We start from the raw sequence: 15,355 nt of genomic DNA on the forward strand, positions 1-15,355 counted from the left end.
CGCGCGACGCCGGCCGCGGTCCGGGCGGGAGCGTCGGGACGCCTGCCGTCGCCGCGCGGACGCCACCGAAACAAGAGCAACACCGAAGGCCCCGGGTGCCGATGGGCGTCACATGCACCACCCCGGACCCCCCAGATTCCTCGCGACGGGCGAGCGGACGGAACTCGCCCCGAGAGACCCCGACCCCGACGCCGCGTACGCGTGGCGCGTCGCCGACGCGCCGCCCGACAGCGAGGCGACCGTCGGCGACGACGCGGTGACCGAGTTCACGCCCGACGTGCCCGGCCGGTACCTGATCGGCCTCGACGCCCCGGACGGCGACCACCTGCTCACCGTCCGCGCGTTCCCGGCGAGCTACGAGGGCGTCGACGTCGCGGGCGGGAGCGGGACCGCGATCCGCGACCGCGACGCGGGCGACGTCAACGCCCCGGTCGACTACGCCGCCCGTGAGCGACACGAGGGGGTCGGCCGCCCGCGGGTGCGGGTCGACGCGAGCGTCGTGTTCGACGATGAGGCGGACGGGGAGGGCGAACACGCCGGGGAGGCGGTGTTCACCGCGGTCCCCTCGCCGAATCCGGAATCCGCGCTCGACGTCGCCGACCTGGCGGTGACGTTCGTCGTCGACGACCGCGACGTTGCCGACGCCGTCGCGGCGGGGCGCGCGAACCCGCGGGACGCGCTCCGCGTGAGCGACGACGGCCGCGAACTCCGCGTGCCGCTCGACGCGGTGCCGGACCGGCTCCGTGTTCACGCCGTCGCGGTCGCGCGGGACCCGGGCGAGGACCCGCGAGTCAGCGTCGCCGACGCGGCGGCGGTCGAGCGCGTCGGCAGTAGCCCGTCCGCGATCGACGACGCGGCGGAGGGCGAGGCGGTGTTGACGCCGGCCACGCCCGAGTTCGAGACAGTCCGACTCAACGATCCGCCGGCGTGGACCGCGGACGCCTCGGTGTACGAGATCTTCGTCCGCACCTTCGCGGACGCCGACGAGGGGGAGGCGTTCGACGCCATCGCCGAGCGGGTCCCGCGGATCGCGGAGCTCGGCGTCGACACCCTGTGGCTCACGCCGGTCCTCGGCCACGACGGGAAGCCGCACGGCTACAACATCGTCGACTTCTTCGACACCGCGGACGACCTCGGCGACCGGGAGGAGTTCGAGGCGCTCGTCGAGACGGCCCACGACCACGGGATGCGCGTGCTGTTCGACTTCGTCGCCAACCACACCGCGCGCGACCACGAGTGGTTCCGGGACGCCTACGAGAATCCCGACTCGCCGTACCGCGACCGCTACGAGTGGCAGGAGTCCGGCGAGCCGGGGACCTACTTCGACTGGGAGCTGATCGCGAACCTGAACCACGCGAACCTCGACGTGCGGCGGTTCCTGCTCGACGTGATCGACGAGTGGGCGCCGCTCGTCGACGGGTTCCGCTGCGACATGGCGTGGGCGGTCCCCGACTCCTTCTGGCGCGAGCTTCGCGACCGCGTGAAGGACATCGACCGGGAGTTCCTCCTGATGGACGAGACGATCCCGTACATCCCCGGCTTCCACGAGGGGATGTTCGACGTCCACTTCGACGCGACGCTGTACTTCCAGCTCAGACAGGTCGGTCGGGGGGCCGAGCCCGCGGCGACCGTCCTCAACGCGGTCGACCAGCGCGCCGAGATCGGGTTCCCGGACCACGCCGAGTTCCTCCAGTACATCGAGAACCACGACGAGACGCGCTACCGCGTCGAGTGCGGCGACGCGGCCGCGGCCGCCGCGGGCGCGGCGATCATGACGCTGCCGGGCGTGCCGATGGTGTACGCCGGCCAGGAGATCGGCCAGCGCGGGCGCCGCGACGCGATCGCGTGGGACCACGCGCGCGAGGAGGTCCGGGACCGCTACGAGCGCCTGCTCGAAACGCGGCGCGAGCACCCCGCGCTCGGGCCGGCAGGCGACCTCTCGCGCGTCGGCTACCACGTCGCGAGCGGCGACCTCTCTGAGCGGCCGGTCGTCGCCAGCGGCGACGTTCACCCGGACGACGTGGTCGCGTTCCGTCGGCACGACGGCGAGGAGGACCTCGTCGTCGTCCTCAACTTCGCGCCCGCCGACGCGAGCGTCGCGGTCGACGTCGATCACGGCGAGCGCGACCTCGTCACCGACGAGCGATGCGTCGTCGAGGACGGCGAGGGGACGGAGCGGATCCGCGTCGACGAGGTGGCGGTGGTGCCGGTCACGGAGGAGTGAGCGGTCGGTCGCCCCCTCCGGCGGTCCGCTGACAGGAGGGCCGCGCCCGCGACGCCCCCGGACGCAACGCTTGAGTCGGTGGGGATCGCAGGGTGGCGTATGCGATTCGACCGCTCCGACGCCGTCTTCTGTCACGTCACCTCGCTGCCGGGGGCGTACGGGATCGGCGACCTCGGCGAGGGCGCGCGCGAGTTCCTCTCGTTCCTCGGCGACGCCGGCGTCGACCACTGGCAGATCTGTCCGATCGGGCCGACCATCTCCGCGGCCGGGGAGTCGCCGTACCAGTCGCCGTCGGCGTTCGCCGGCAACCCGCTGTTCGTCGACCCCGAGGGACTCGTCGACGACGGCTGGCTCGACGAGGGCGACCTCGAGCCGGTCCCCGAGTTCCCGACCGACCGCGTCGACTACGACGCGGTCCGCGAGTACAAGCTGCCGCTGTTGCGGACCGCCTTCGAGCGGTTCGAGGAGCGGGCGAGCGAGGAGGACCGCGCGGCGGTAGCCGAGTTCCGCGAGCGCGAGCCGTGGCTCGAAGACTACGCGCTGTTCCGGGCGCTCTCCGACGCGCGGCCGGAGGACGTCTGGACCGACTGGCCCGAGCCGCTGCGGACGCGCGACCCCGACGCGCTCGCCGGCGCGCGCGACGAACACGCGTCGGAGGTCCGGTTCCGCGAGTTCGTCCAGTGGACGTTCGACCGGCAGTGGCGCGACCTGCGCGCGGTCGCGGCCGAGGAGGGGGTGTCGATCGTCGGCGACGTGCCGATCTACGTCGCGCTCGACTCCGCCGACGTGTGGGCGAGCCCCGAGGCGTTCCGGCTCGACGAGGGGAACCGCCCGACCGCGGTCGCGGGCGTCCCTCCCAACGCCGGCGACGACGGGCAGCGGTGGGGGAACCCGCTGTACGACTGGGACCGGCTCGCCGAGTCGGGGTACGACTGGTGGCTCGATCGGTTCCGCCGGCTGTTCGAGCTCGCGGACGTGGCGCGGCTCGACCACTTCCTCGGGTTCGTCAAGTACTGGGCGATCCCCGCCCACAGCGACGACCCCGCGGACGGCGAGTGGCGCGAGGGGCCGGGCCGCGACCTCTTCGAGACGGTCGAGCGCGAGCTCGGCCAGGCCCCCTTCATCGCCGAGGACCTCGGGTTCGAGGAGCCGGCGATGGACGAGCTGATGGCCGAGTTCGGCTTCCCCGGCATGCGCGTCCCGCAGTACGCGGACTGGTGCGCGGAGGGGAACGAGTACCAGCCGATGCACTACGGCGAGGGCGTCGTCGGCTACACCTCGACGCACGACACGGACACGTGGGCCGGCTACTTCGAGGACCTCCCGGCCGAGCAGCGGGACTGCTTCCGGTACAACGTCGGCTCCGACCCCGACGAGCCGAGCGAGTGGGCGGTCATCGACGAGGTGTGGAGTTCGGACGCCATCCTCGCCGTGACCACGGTTCAGGACCTGCTCGGCCGCGGGAGCGAGGCGCGGTTCAACGAGCCCGGCACCCTCGACGGCAACTGGGAGTGGCGGGTCACCAGCGACGCCCTCGACGACGCGATCGCCGACCGCCTGTGGGAACTGGGCGGGAGACACGTGCGTTGAGCCGTGACGGGAGCCCTCCCCGACGCGCCGGTCGTCCACGCCCTCGTCGTCGTCGCCGCGACCGGGTTCATCTGGCTCGGGAGCGGCTGGTTAGAGGAGGCCGCCGAGGCGCTCTCCGGGTACTACGGGCTCCCGGCCGTGGTCCAGGGCTCGGTCGTCGTCGCGGTCGGGTCGAGCTTCCCGGAGCTCGTGAGCGTGCTGGTCACCGCCCTCACCGGCGTCTTCGACATGGGCGTGGGCGCGTTGGTCGGGTCGGCCATCTTCAACGTCCTCGTTATCCCGGCCGCGTCGGGGCTGAGCGGCGACAGCGATCTGGAGGCCAACCGGGCGATCGTGTACAAGGAGGCGCAGTTCTACATGCTCGCGGTGTCGGCGCTGGTCGTGACGTTCGCGCTCGCGGTCATCTACTTCCCCGTGTCGACGGATCCGATCGTCGGGACGATGCCGCGCTCGCTCGCGGTCATCCCGCTCGGGCTGTACGGGCTGTACCTCTTCATCCAGTACCAGGACGTCGACGACGCGGGGATCGAGCGCGTTCGCGACGGGGTCGACGTCCGCCGCGAGTGGGGGAAGCTGGCGGCCGGGCTCGGGCTCATCGTCGTCACGGTCGAGCGGCTCGTCGCGTCGGTCGAGTCCCTCGGCGTCACCTTCGGCGTCCCCGAGTTCCTCGCCGGCGTCACGGTCGTCGCCGCCGCGACGAGCCTGCCGGACACGCTGGTGAGCGTCCGGACCGCGCGCGAGAACCGTGGGACGACGAGCCTCGGGAACGTCCTCGGGTCGAACACCTTCGACCTGCTCGTCGCGATCCCGCTCGGCGTCCTTATCGTCGGCGAGGTCGCCGTCAACTTCTCGACGGCGGTGCCGATGCTCGGCGTGTTGACCGTCGCGACCGTCCTGCTGTTCGTGACGCTCCGGACGAGCCTCGCGCTCGACGAGCGCGAGTCGTACGCGCTGCTCGCGGCCTACGGGCTGTTCGTCGCGTGGGTCGTCGCCGAGAGCGTCGGAGCGACGAGCGTGCTCAGGGGCGTGTGAGGCCCGTCGCGGTCGTCGGTCGGTCTCGGGCACCGGTCGCCGGACGGCCGCGACACCGTCTGTCGGCTGTACGACGAGGGGTCAGTAGGAGTTCCGCCCGATGATGAGGTATAGCAACAGACCGAGAATCGGCGCGAAGAACACCACGAGCGCCCAGAGGACGGGCGGGTGGTCGCTGCGCGACTCCGCGTCCGAGTAGGTCCACACGATCATCGCGAGGTGGACGACAAGGAAGACGAGGCTGATCAGCAGGGCGATCCCGGCGGCCGCGCCTTGGAGGAGCAACGGGGACATGCCGGCCGAAAGCAGAACGCCCCCGGACAAGTGTTTTCGGATCCGCGACTGCGGATCGGCGTAACCGATTTTCGCGTTGAGCGTGAACGTGTGGCATGGTGAACGCGGTGCGCGCGGTCGGCGCCGCGATCGAAGGCCTCGTCGTCGGTGTGCCCCTCGCGTGGTGGGGGATCGCCGACGGCGAGGTGCGAGCCGGTCCGCTGGCGGTCGGCTTCGCGGCCGGCTACCTCTACCGGCACGCGCGGGCGGTCGCGGGCTGTCGGCGGTTCCGGAGCGGACCGGGGCGGAGCCTCGGGATCGCGCTGGCGTGGACGGCGATCGGCGTCGCTGTCGACCGATCCGTCGACGGTCCGGCGTCGAGACGCGCGTTCGCGGCCGGACTCGGACTGGGGTCGGCCGGCTACTGGCTCGCGCGGCGCGGATAGTGACGGGACCGAGCCGGGGGCGACCCGGGCGACGCGGGGAACCCCACCGGAGCCCGAACCGTTTTGATCCCGCGGCGCTCGGGTCCGGTATGAAGCTCCCAGTCGACGCGGACCGGCTCCGGGCGGACATCGAGGCGAACGCGGCGTTCGGCCGCGTCGAGACGGACGACCCCGAGGCGCACGCGCGAACGAATCGGACGGGGACCGAAGCCAATCGGCGGGCGAGGGACCGGCTGGTGGAGCGACTCCGCGACGCCGGCCTCGACGTGACGGTCGACGCCGTCGGGAACGTCCTCGGGACGTGGACGCCGGAGAGCGCCGACCCGGACGCGGCGCCGGTCGTCTCGGGGAGCCACCTCGACAGCGTCCCCGAGGGCGGAATCTTCGACGGCCCGCTCGGCGTCTACGCCGCGCTGGAGGCCGTTCGCGCGATGCGCGACGACGGGTTCGAACCCGAGCGCCCGGTCGGCGTCGTGAGCTTCACCGAGGAGGAGGGGGGCACGTTCGGCAACGGCCTGCTGGGCTCGTCCGTCGCGACCGGTGAGCTGTCGCTCGACGAAGCCCTCGCGCTGACGAACCCGGAGGGCGAGACGCTCGGCGAGGCGCTCGACCGGATCGGCTACCGCGGCGGGAGCGGGGTCGACGCCGCCACGCCGACCGACGCCGACGGCGACCCGACGACGCTCGATCCCGCGTCGTGGGCGGCGTTCTACGAGCTCCACGTCGAGCAGGACACGACGCTGGAGGACGCGGGCGCGGCGGCCGGCGTCGTGACGACGATCACGGGAATCACCCACTGCGAGGCGGAAATCGAGGGAGAGGCGAACCACGCGGGCGCGACCGCGATGGACGAGCGGACGGACGCGCTCGCGGCCGCGAGCGAGTTCGTGTTGGACGTCGAGGCCGCCGCGAACGAGGTCGTCGACTCCTCGTCGCCCTCGGCGGTCGGCACCGTCGGGTCGCTGTCGGTCGAGCCGAACGCGACCAACGTCGTCCCCGGCCGCGTCGAGGCCGGCGTCGATATTCGCGACGTCGAGGCCGAGTCGATGGAGGCGATCGTCGACGCCGCGGGCGACTCGCTGGCCCGGCTGGAGCGCGAGCGAGGGGTCGAGACCGAGTTCGAGCGGCCGTTCGACGTGGCGCCGACACCGATGAGCGACCGCCTCCGCGAGGCCGCCCACGACGCCGCCGACGCGGCCGGGCGCGAGGCGATCGACCTCCACTCGGGCGCCGCCCACGACGCGATGCGGGTCGCGCGCGTCACCGACGCGTCGCTGCTCTTCGCTCCCTCGCGGGACGGAATCTCGCACAACCCCCGCGAGTGGACCGACTGGGCGGACTGCGCCGCCGCGACGGAGGTCCTGGCGGGCGCGCTCGCGCGCGTCGCCGTCGACGAGCGGTGACGGTCGGGCCGGTGGCGGAGACAACGGAGTCGGCGCAGGGAGTGAAGTATATACGTCGTCGTGAGTGGACGCCTTCGGAGGCTCACCGGTGTCGCCGAGCCACGATGTCGAGGAAAACGGGGTATTAGGACGGTTTCCGTGAATATCTACCCACTCCGTTAGCGACATATTTATATACTCTTGAGACTAACTACACGTTAACAGACTGGCGATTCGCGGACCTCGCTGTATTTTCGTCGGGGGATCGTCGGAGCAAACCCATGACAGAGACAGACACCTACAGCGACGGCGGAACGGAACGAGAGCGACTCGCGGACCCGGGCGACGCGCCCGCGAGCGGCGAGCGCACGCGAACGAAGGCGGACGCGGAGAAGTCGGCGGACGTCGAGGAGCGCACGGAGGGCGAGCGCGAGCGGACCACGACCTGCCCCGAGTGCGGCGGCCGACTCGCGACGGACACGGAACACGGCGAGACGGTGTGCAGCGACTGCGGGCTCGTCGTCGAGGAGGACTCGGTCGACCGCGGGCCGGAGTGGCGCGCGTTCAACTCCGGCGAGCGGGACAGCAAGTCCCGGGTCGGGGCCCCGACGACGAACATGATGCACGACAAGGGGCTCTCGACGAACATCGGCTGGCAGGACAAAGACGCCTACGGCAAGTCGCTTTCGGGCCGACAGCGGCGCCGGATGCAGCGGCTGCGGACGTGGAACGAGCGGTTCCGCACCCGCGACTCCAAGGAGCGCAACCTGAAACAGGCCCTCGGCGAGATCGACCGGATGGCCTCCGCGCTCGGCCTCCCGGACAACGTCCGCGAGACCGCCTCCGTCATCTACCGCCGCGCGCTGAGCGAGAACCTCTTGCCCGGACGCTCCATCGAGGGCGTCGCGACCGCGGCGCTGTACGCCGCCGCGCGGCAGGTGGGGAACCCCCGAAGCCTCGACGAGTTCACGGCGGTCTCCCGGGTGGAGAAGATGGAGCTCACCCGGACGTACCGCTACGTCGTTCGCGAGCTCGGACTGCGCGTCCAGCCCGCGGACCCGACGAGCTACGTCCCGCGGTTCGTCTCCCGGCTCGACCTCTCGGACGAGACCGAACGGCGCGCCCGCGAACTGCTCGACGACGCCGCGAGCGCGGGGATCACGAGCGGCAAGTCGCCGGTCGGACTCGCCGCCGCCGCCGTCTACGCCGCGGCGCTGCTGTCGAACGAGAAGGTGACCCAGAGCCAAGTGTCCGAGGTCGCCGACGTCTCGGAGGTCACCATCCGGAACCGATACAAGGAGCTGCTCGAGGCGAGCGGTACCGTGAACGCCTGACGCGCCGCAACGTGCCGATTCGACGTCGGATGTTCGACGCTCGGACCTCGCCGCGACGGCCGGCACCTCGTCGGCACCTACGTTTTTAACGCGGCCGGCTGTACACGGTGACATGGTTGACGCGTTCGTCAGACTCGTCTGTCCGGAGTGCGGCAAGGAGTGGCAGGACAATCCCGCCGAACTTCAGGATCTTCGGTCTAACTTCAGCTGTCCGGCGTGTCACGCGACGCGTCGCCTGACCGAGTTCATGCGAACGGAACGCGACCTCGAGGCCGTCAAGCAGTTCCAGTGACGCGCGGCGGAGCCAGCCGCCGCCGAACCGACCCCGGGCCGCCCTCCCGATCGAGAACTCACTGACTGCGCAGTGACGCCTTTCGCTCGCTTCGCGCGTCGCCGCGAACCTCCGAAAACGATCCTGATCGATCTATCGAGAACCCACTTCTCCGCCCCGCTACTCGCGAAATACGCGAACGGTGTGGTAACGTGACTCAAGATAATAATATAAACCTCCGGTAGCAAAGGACTGGTACTCATGAAGAAGCAGGAGCTCATCCATCTTCACGGTCTCCTCGCGGAGGTACGAAAACAGTGCGAGTTCTGGGACGACGACGTCGACCTCGAAGCCTACGAGGAACTGGGCGTGAAGCCGACATCGATTCACAAGTCGAAGACCGACCACAAAGCGGCCGTTTTCAAGCTGACTGAGGGAATCACCGAGCCGATGGAGTCGTCGGAATCGGAGCCGCTGGCCCCGACGGCCGACTGAGACGTCTACTGCGCGCTGCTCCTCGCCGACCGTCCGAACGCCGACCAGCGTCGCGACCGTCGCTCAGTACTCGGTGTCCTCTCCGGTACCGTCTCCGGCGTCGTCCCTGACACCATCCGACTCGGAGGTCTCCTCCGGGGGCGCGGACTCCTCCGTGCGGTCGCTCTCCGCGGAATCGATCTCGGTGACGGAAAGCACTTTCAGCGGGATGTTTCGGAGGCGCTTACCGATCTCCTTGCGCGCGACGCGGCTGGCGTGTTCGTCGCGGTCGACGTTGAACACGTCCATCTGAAGCTCCAAGGCGACGAGCGCCTCGTCGGCCGCGACGAACGCCGGGTCGAGCCGCTCGCCGCTCGGCGACGTCCGCGTCCCCGTGTCGATTTCGACGTAGTTGAGATCCGGGTTGAGCATCTCGCCGGTCTTCGAGATGGCGATCCGGACCGCCTCGTCGGCGGTGTCCACGTCGTACACCGGAACCGCGGCCTCGACGACGACTCGACAGTCCATCACGCGTGTCGATACCACGCGAACGAGTATCAAACTTCGGCCGAAGCGCTTTCCGAGAGACGAATCAGTCACTCGCCGCCGGCACGGAGGTAGTAGAACACGTACGTCTGCGCGTAGCCGGCGAACTCCCCGCCGAAGCGCTCGCGGATCGCCCGGGAGGTCTCGGCGTAGCCCCCGCGGTCGCAGTCGGGGTAGTACTCCTCGATCGTGGTGCGGATCCAGGTGTCGAGCGGCACCGCTTCGAGGAACCCCAGCGAGAACAGCAGCACGCAGTCCGCGACCTTGTCCCCGACGCCGACGAAGCGGGTGAGCGACTCGCGGGCCTCCTCGTAGGGGAGATCGACCGCCTCCAGCGGGTCGGCCTCACCCGTCGCGATCATCTCCGCGGTGCGCCGGACGTACGGCGCGCGGTAGCCCAAGGAGAGGTCGCGGAGTTCCTCCTCGGTGCGCGCGGCCAACTGCTCGGGCGTCGGGAAGGCCCGATACGTCTCGTCGCCGAGCGCGACGGCGTCGCCGTACGTCTCCCGGAGCCGTCGCTGCATCCCGTGGATGCGGGCGACCCGCATCTGCGCCGAACAGATGAACGAGATCAGACAGGGGAAGACGGGGTCGCGGGTCAGCCGCATTCCCTCGTAGGCGTCGTACGCGCGCTCCAAGAGCGGGAGGTCCGGCGTGGCGTCGAGGATCGCGTCGAGGTCGTCGTCCAGCCGGAGCAGGTTCGTCAACAGCGGCTCGGCGTCCGTCGACGCCTCCCAGCGGAGCGTCCCGTCGTGGACGCCGCCCTCCTGTCGGACCCGGACCGCGACGCGCTCCTCGGTCACGCCGGGGATCGGGTCGACGACGGTCTCGTACCACGCGTCGCCGCCGTGCGCGTGCAGATCGTCGTACGTCTCGCCGTCCGCGCGGTTCCAGAGGTAGCTCTGTCCGCTCTCGAGGGTCGCCTGTAGGTCGAACGGTCCAGCCAGATCGCCGACGTCGATCGCCCCGCGTTCCATCGTCTCGTCTCACGGCGCGCGCGGGCATGCGGGTTTCGGTCCCCGAACCGCCGCCGAGGACGGGTTTTTGTCCGCGCGACCCGTATCTGACGTATGCCGACGTACAGGCGGACGACTCGGGTGCCGGCCCCGATCGAAGACGTGTGGGAGTTTCACTCCACGGTCGACGGACTGCGAGAGCTCACTCCGGACTGGATGCGGCTCCGCGTGGGTGGCGTCACCGGGCCGGACGGGTCGCCCGACCCGGAGGTCCTCGTCGCCGGTTCGGAGATCGAGATGTCGATCCGGCCGTTCGGGGCCGGACCGCGCCAGCGGTGGACCTCGCGGATCGTCGAGCGCGAGCCCGACGGGACGACGCCGCCCGAGCGCTCCGCTCGGTTCGTCGACGAGATGGAAGGCGGTCCGTTCCGGCGGTGGGAACACACCCACGCGTTCTACGCCGACGGCGACGAGACCCTCCTCGTCGACACGGTCGCCTATCGGCTGCCGCTCGGCCCGCTCGGCGACGCGGTCGGACCGATGGCGAAGGTCGGGTTCGAGGGGATGTTCCGCGACCGGCACCGCCGGACAGCCGAGCGGTTCGCCGAGAGCTGAACTCCGCCGCGGCGGCTTGACTGTCCGATCCTCACGGCGCCGCGACCCGGGTCGCGTCAGCGCCGAACGTGAGTTCGAAGACGGCGCCGTCGTCGTTTCGGGCCTCGATATCCCACTCGTGCGCCTCGACGATCCGGTCGACGATAGCCAGTCCGATCCCGGAACTGTCTGCCGACGAGACGCCCGAATCGAAGACCGTGTCGGCGAGTTCGACCGGGATCCCGGGCCCGTCGTCCGCGACGTACATCCCGCCGACGCCGCCGTCCGCGGTGAGCGGGCCGACCTCTATCGACACCTCCGGGCCGCCGTGGTCGACGGCGTTCCGGAAGAGGTTCTCTAAGGCCTGCCGGAGCCGACCCGGGTCGGCCTCGACGCGGCCGACCTCGCCAGCGATCGTGAGCGTCGCGTCGGGCGCGCGCACCGACCCCCACGCCTCCTCCGCGACGGCCGCGATCGGGACCGGCTCAGTCTCTCCGATCGTCTCGCCTCGCCGCGCGAGCATGAGCAGGTCGTCGATCAGCGTTTCCATGCGGTCGACCGCGCCGCTCATGGCGTCGTACCGAGAGGGAGCGAGTTCGTCTTCGGAGAGCGACAGGTAGCCCGAGAGCACGTTCAGCGGGTTCCGCAGGTCGTGTGAGACGACCGCGCTGAACTGTTCCAGCTGTTCCGCCTGCCGGCGGAGCGCCGTCCTGCGGTCGTTGCGCGCGATCGTGTGCGCGATCAGGTCGCCGAGGGTGCGGTACAGGTCGACCTCGTCGTCCGCCCAGGCGCGGGGGTCGTCGGACTCGAACGCGACGATCCCGCTCAGCTCCCAGTCGACGACGAGCGGGACGTGAACCGTCGCCGGCGATTCCGCGACCTGAACCTCGTCGCCTTCGCCGTCCGCGTTCCCGGCAGGGACGGATCCTCGCTCGACGTTACCGAACGTCGACAGCGTTTCGGGGTCCGGAAACGCCTCGAACGGCCTCGGTTCCGGCTCGGACCCGTCGGGACACCAGCCGTACGCGGGGACGAACTGCCCGCCATCCTCCCGGTAACAGACGATCCGATCGAGCTCGGCGTGTTCGCCGACGTTCTCCATCGTCCACTCGATCTTCGTCCCGACCTCGTCGGTGCGGGTGCTCATCAGCGTCGTTCCGGCGTCGAGCAACACCTCGGAGAGACGGCCGACGTCGTCGCCGCCGAGTCGGACGCGGTCGGGGTCCAGTCGGCTCGCGAGCCGTTCGGCGAGCGGGTGGGTCGCGTCGATCTCGTCTGGGTCGGACGCCCAGTCGCCGGCGTCGACTATGTCGTCTGCGTCGGCCGCGAGCAGGGCCCTGACCGTCGTCGGCGTCGCGTCCTCGACGAGCGCGATCACCGGCACGTTCGACGGGAGCGCCGCGAGCCGCTCCGTTACCCGATCCTCGGTCGTGGCCGCGGCGGTGACAACGACGCCGCACGTCTCGTTCAGCGGGTCCTCGCCGTCGCGGTCGTCGTCTAGGTCTGTCGGAACGAACACGCGGAGTTCCGGTCCCCTCGGGCCGCCCCAGACGGCGTCGACCGCTCGGGACACGCGTTCGCTCGCGCTCGGGTCCTCGCCCACGAACGCGACGACCGTTCGCCGGTCCATATCCGGTTCACTCGTTCGGGTGGCTTCAACGTTCACCCCAAAATATCGGTGCTGAAAACGCTACGACTGAGCCGCCGTCGCGGTGACGTAGATACCGGCGAGGACGACGCATCCGCCGGCTATCGTCGCGGGGGTGGGCGTCTCCGACAGCAGCGCGACCGCGAGCAGCGTCGCACCGACCGGTTCGCCGAGCAGCGACACGGAGACGACGCTCGACTCGAGATGCGCGAGCGCCCAGTTGAGGACGGTGTGGCCGAGCAGTCCCGGCCCGACCGCGAGCCCGGCGAACAGGAGCCACTCCCGGGCGGGATATCCCGTGAGGGGGTGTCCCGCGGCGAGGACGAACGCGAGCAGAACGACCACGCAGACGCCGTACACGACGGTGACGTAGGGAATAAGCGAGATGCGCTGCCGAAGCGAGCGACCGGTCAGCACGTAGGCCGCGGCGGCGACGGCGCCCGCGAGCGCCAGCGCGTTGCCGTACAGCGGACGAGGACCGACCGCCACGCCGGCGAGGAAGTCGCCGAGCGACATCGAGGCCATCCCGCCGACGGCGACCGCGATGCCCGCGGCCATCCGGCGCGTGACGCGTTCGCGCAACAGCAGCCACGCGCCGATCGAGACGAACACCGGCTGCGCTTGAACGAGCGTCACGCTCGCGGCGACGCTCGTCCACCGGAGGCTCTCGAACCAGGCCGCGAAGTGGACCGCGAGCGCGACCCCGGACAGCACCGCGAACGCGAGGTCGCGAGACCGGATCCGCGCGAACTCCCCGCGGTACCGCCACGCCGCTATCGCGGCCAGCGGCAGGGTCGTGAACAGCACTCGGTAGAAGGCGGCGACCGAGCTCGGCGCGTCGCTCAGACGGACGAGGATCGCGCCCGCGCTCACCGCGGCGACCGCGGCCGCTAAACCCGCCTTCGGCGACACCGCCGGCTTCGAACTCATCGGATCCCGTGGTCGTTTGAGCGACGGGCGCTTACCGGTTTCGAGAGCTGACCCGCCGGCACGGCGAGGTGCCCTCTCGCTCTCCCCCGACGGACGACGCCAACGGACGACGCCGACGGTGATTTCACACCCCGGCGCGAACCACCGCTCATGTGTGCGGACACGTTCGGCGTCGGCATCCGCGTCGCCGAGACGGAACTCCGAGTCGTCGTCGGCGTCCCTTCCGATATCGACGCCGGGTGGACCGACCCCGAGGCGTTCCAGTCGCTCGTCGCGGAGGCCGTGTGGGAGCGACTCGACCGCCGCCCGACCCTTGAGGCCGTCGCTGCGCGGTACGAAACCGGTGAGACCGCTGCCCTCGGGAGCGTGACGCTCGAACCTGACGGCACCGTGGTCGAGACCGACCTCAACCCCGTCGCGTCGCCCGACGGTCGAGACGATGCGGGCGACTGACGGACCGAGTCAGCGCCGCGACCGTTTCACTCCTCGGGGGCGCCCGCTTCGAGCGCGGCGCCGACCGCCCACGCCCGCTCCGGCCGGTACGCGGTGAGGTCGTATCGGGTCGGTCCCACGGTGTCCCCCCACGTCTCCAGCGCGCCGAGCGTGACCAGTCCCGACAGCGTCGCACCCAGCGTCCGCGGCGTCGTCTCCGGGTCGGTCAGCGCGGCGTGGACCTGTTTCGACTGCGGGTAGTTGCGGTCGCACGTCTCGATGCCGCGCTTGGCCTCGACCCAGTGACGGCGGACGTATCCGAAGGTCGTGGGGTCGTCGCGGGAGAGCCGTTCGACCGCCGCCGTCGCGACCGGGTCCGTTCCGACGAGTGCGTCGACGCGGTCGCCGAGGCGCGACAGCAGCTCCGCGGACCCCTCGAAGGTACATCCGATCGCGACCCGGTTCGCTCGGCCCTCGAACCGGCCGAGGAGCTGGTCCGCGAACGCGACGGCGGCATCGACGCCATCCCGAGCGGCGACCGGCGCGACGTCGTCGATTACCACGTCCACCGTTCCCGAGGGGACCCCGTCGAAGTGGTCATCCACGGCGTCGAGAACTCGCCTGCTCTCGGCGTCGCGGCCGAGTACGGTGTACGCGAGCCCGTTGTTCGGTACCACCTGTGTCGACGCGACGGCCCCGCTCCGAGCGATACCGTTCACGTCAACGACCGCCTCCCGCGTCGGCGGCCCCGCCGGCCTTCGCTCCCATCCGCTCCGCCACGCCTCGACGTCAGTTCCGAACAACACGGACACGACACGGTCCGAGGCGACCCCGTCGCGAACCGACGGCTGGCCGCCACAGAACAGTCGTACCGTACCGTTCGATCTATCCACGATACGTTGGGTTCATCGACAAAAGTGATAAACTTACGGATGGAACTATTAGTACTGATACGTCACCCCGCGAGACGATCAGCCGAGCGCGGTGAGTCGTCCGCGGACCAGTGCCGACCGAGCCCCAAGATCAGTAAATTCCCAACGGTCACGGAACACGCAACCGGGGTCACCGGCCGATAGTCGGCGAAAGCGAGTGAATCGCGAGCGCGGTGGGTCGCTGGATATGAAAAAAGCCCACGGACGCGCTGTCCGTGGGCTTGGTGGGAATACTCCCGTATGAGTGGGCAGGCGGCGACTCGTGGTTCCCAGAGGATCGCTCACTCCAGT

The 15,355-nt window shown here is 70.5% G+C and carries 16 protein-coding genes; 10 read left to right on the plus strand and 6 right to left on the minus strand.

Going from position 1 to position 15,355, the window contains the following annotated elements:
- Positions 1-112: 112 nt before the first annotated feature.
- The 3 genes from malA to DVK07_RS04305 all read left to right on the plus strand — a co-directional run bounded on the left by malA (position 113) and on the right by DVK07_RS04305 (position 4,846).
- Complete coding sequence (gene malA, locus DVK07_RS04295; RefSeq protein WP_121595897.1) at positions 113-2,224, plus strand: alpha-amylase MalA; 2,112 nt, start codon at positions 113-115, stop codon at positions 2,222-2,224.
- A gap of 99 nt (positions 2,225-2,323) precedes the next feature.
- Positions 2,324-3,814, plus strand: coding sequence for a 4-alpha-glucanotransferase (gene malQ, locus DVK07_RS04300; RefSeq protein ID WP_121595898.1), 1,491 nt, complete (start codon positions 2,324-2,326; stop codon positions 3,812-3,814).
- Between the two features lie 3 nt (positions 3,815-3,817).
- Complete coding sequence (locus DVK07_RS04305; RefSeq protein WP_121595899.1) at positions 3,818-4,846, plus strand: sodium:calcium antiporter; 1,029 nt, start codon at positions 3,818-3,820, stop codon at positions 4,844-4,846.
- Positions 4,847-4,927: 81 nt separating this feature from the next.
- On the opposite strand, the gene DVK07_RS04310 is transcribed toward DVK07_RS04305, so the two are convergent.
- Positions 4,928-5,140, minus strand: a complete 213-nt coding sequence (locus tag DVK07_RS04310; protein ID WP_049897417.1) for a PLDc N-terminal domain-containing protein — start codon at positions 5,138-5,140, stop codon at positions 4,928-4,930.
- Positions 5,141-5,235: 95 nt separating this feature from the next.
- Here DVK07_RS04310 and DVK07_RS04315 point away from each other — a divergent pair, with 95 nt between their 5' ends.
- The 5 genes from DVK07_RS04315 (at position 5,236) to DVK07_RS04335 (ending at position 9,047) form a co-directional block, all read left to right on the plus strand.
- On the plus strand, positions 5,236-5,565 hold the full coding sequence (locus tag DVK07_RS04315) for a hypothetical protein (protein ID WP_121595900.1): 330 nt from the start codon (positions 5,236-5,238) through the stop codon (positions 5,563-5,565).
- Between the two features lie 89 nt (positions 5,566-5,654).
- Complete coding sequence (locus tag DVK07_RS04320; RefSeq protein WP_121595901.1) at positions 5,655-6,968, plus strand: Zn-dependent hydrolase; 1,314 nt, start codon at positions 5,655-5,657, stop codon at positions 6,966-6,968.
- A gap of 260 nt (positions 6,969-7,228) precedes the next feature.
- On the plus strand, positions 7,229-8,281 hold the full coding sequence (locus DVK07_RS04325; protein WP_121595902.1) for a transcription initiation factor IIB family protein: 1,053 nt from the start codon (positions 7,229-7,231) through the stop codon (positions 8,279-8,281).
- Between the two features lie 112 nt (positions 8,282-8,393).
- Positions 8,394-8,573, plus strand: coding sequence for a hypothetical protein (locus DVK07_RS04330; RefSeq protein ID WP_121595903.1), 180 nt, complete (start codon positions 8,394-8,396; stop codon positions 8,571-8,573).
- Between the two features lie 240 nt (positions 8,574-8,813).
- Positions 8,814-9,047, plus strand: a complete 234-nt coding sequence (locus DVK07_RS04335; RefSeq protein ID WP_004598519.1) for a UPF0058 family protein — start codon at positions 8,814-8,816, stop codon at positions 9,045-9,047.
- 63 nt (positions 9,048-9,110) lie between these two features.
- Here DVK07_RS04335 and DVK07_RS04340 read toward each other — a convergent pair whose 3' ends face one another.
- Together DVK07_RS04340 and DVK07_RS04345 are read right to left on the minus strand one after the other, a co-directional pair.
- Positions 9,111-9,554 (minus strand): DUF555 domain-containing protein, encoded by a 444-nt coding sequence (locus DVK07_RS04340; protein WP_121595904.1) that lies wholly within the window; start codon positions 9,552-9,554, stop codon positions 9,111-9,113.
- Positions 9,555-9,622: 68 nt separating this feature from the next.
- Positions 9,623-10,549, minus strand: coding sequence for a DNA-3-methyladenine glycosylase (locus DVK07_RS04345; RefSeq protein ID WP_121595905.1), 927 nt, complete (start codon positions 10,547-10,549; stop codon positions 9,623-9,625).
- Between the two features lie 93 nt (positions 10,550-10,642).
- Between DVK07_RS04345 and DVK07_RS04350 the strand changes: the two genes are divergently transcribed.
- Positions 10,643-11,143 (plus strand): SRPBCC family protein, encoded by a 501-nt coding sequence (locus tag DVK07_RS04350; RefSeq protein ID WP_121595906.1) that lies wholly within the window; start codon positions 10,643-10,645, stop codon positions 11,141-11,143.
- Between the two features lie 31 nt (positions 11,144-11,174).
- On the opposite strand, the gene DVK07_RS04355 is transcribed toward DVK07_RS04350, so the two are convergent.
- Both DVK07_RS04355 and DVK07_RS04360 read right to left on the minus strand, forming a co-directional pair.
- Positions 11,175-12,752: an ATP-binding protein gene (locus DVK07_RS04355; RefSeq protein WP_121595907.1), complete on the minus strand. Its 1,578-nt coding sequence runs from the start codon at positions 12,750-12,752 to the stop codon at positions 11,175-11,177.
- A gap of 60 nt (positions 12,753-12,812) precedes the next feature.
- On the minus strand, positions 12,813-13,700 hold the full coding sequence (locus tag DVK07_RS04360; protein ID WP_121595908.1) for a DMT family transporter: 888 nt from the start codon (positions 13,698-13,700) through the stop codon (positions 12,813-12,815).
- Between the two features lie 150 nt (positions 13,701-13,850).
- On the opposite strand from DVK07_RS04360, the gene DVK07_RS04365 reads away from it, so the two are divergent.
- Positions 13,851-14,153, plus strand: a complete 303-nt coding sequence (locus DVK07_RS04365) for a hypothetical protein (protein ID WP_121595909.1) — start codon at positions 13,851-13,853, stop codon at positions 14,151-14,153.
- Between the two features lie 26 nt (positions 14,154-14,179).
- Here DVK07_RS04365 and DVK07_RS04370 read toward each other — a convergent pair whose 3' ends face one another.
- Positions 14,180-14,851, minus strand: coding sequence for a hypothetical protein (locus DVK07_RS04370; protein ID WP_121595927.1), 672 nt, complete (start codon positions 14,849-14,851; stop codon positions 14,180-14,182).
- Positions 14,852-15,355: the final 504 nt, after the last annotated feature.

Source organism: Halorubrum sp. Atlit-26R, from assembly GCF_003666015.1.
GTDB lineage: Archaea > Halobacteriota > Halobacteria > Halobacteriales > Haloferacaceae > Halorubrum.

Excerpts from the sequence above, each read along its gene's own strand:
- DVK07_RS04315 (WP_121595900.1), top strand. The coding sequence starts at position 5,236 with ATGGTGAACGCGGTGCGCGCGGTCGGCGCCGCGATCGAAGGCCTCGTC.
- DVK07_RS04350 (WP_121595906.1), top strand. The coding sequence starts at position 10,643 with ATGCCGACGTACAGGCGGACGACTCGGGTGCCGGCCCCGATCGAAGAC.
- DVK07_RS04335 (WP_004598519.1), top strand. The coding sequence starts at position 8,814 with ATGAAGAAGCAGGAGCTCATCCATCTTCACGGTCTCCTCGCGGAGGTA.
- DVK07_RS04355 (WP_121595907.1), bottom strand. The coding sequence starts at position 12,752 with ATGGACCGGCGAACGGTCGTCGCGTTCGTGGGCGAGGACCCGAGCGCG.
- DVK07_RS04360 (WP_121595908.1), bottom strand. The coding sequence starts at position 13,700 with ATGAGTTCGAAGCCGGCGGTGTCGCCGAAGGCGGGTTTAGCGGCCGCG.
- DVK07_RS04365 (WP_121595909.1), top strand. The coding sequence starts at position 13,851 with ATGTGTGCGGACACGTTCGGCGTCGGCATCCGCGTCGCCGAGACGGAA.
- DVK07_RS04320 (WP_121595901.1), top strand. The coding sequence starts at position 5,655 with ATGAAGCTCCCAGTCGACGCGGACCGGCTCCGGGCGGACATCGAGGCG.
- DVK07_RS04325 (WP_121595902.1), top strand. The coding sequence starts at position 7,229 with ATGACAGAGACAGACACCTACAGCGACGGCGGAACGGAACGAGAGCGA.
- DVK07_RS04340 (WP_121595904.1), bottom strand. The coding sequence starts at position 9,554 with ATGGACTGTCGAGTCGTCGTCGAGGCCGCGGTTCCGGTGTACGACGTG.
- malQ (WP_121595898.1), top strand. The coding sequence starts at position 2,324 with ATGCGATTCGACCGCTCCGACGCCGTCTTCTGTCACGTCACCTCGCTG.
- malA (WP_121595897.1), top strand. The coding sequence starts at position 113 with ATGCACCACCCCGGACCCCCCAGATTCCTCGCGACGGGCGAGCGGACG.
- DVK07_RS04345 (WP_121595905.1), bottom strand. The coding sequence starts at position 10,549 with ATGGAACGCGGGGCGATCGACGTCGGCGATCTGGCTGGACCGTTCGAC.
- DVK07_RS04310 (WP_049897417.1), bottom strand. The coding sequence starts at position 5,140 with ATGTCCCCGTTGCTCCTCCAAGGCGCGGCCGCCGGGATCGCCCTGCTG.
- DVK07_RS04330 (WP_121595903.1), top strand. The coding sequence starts at position 8,394 with ATGGTTGACGCGTTCGTCAGACTCGTCTGTCCGGAGTGCGGCAAGGAG.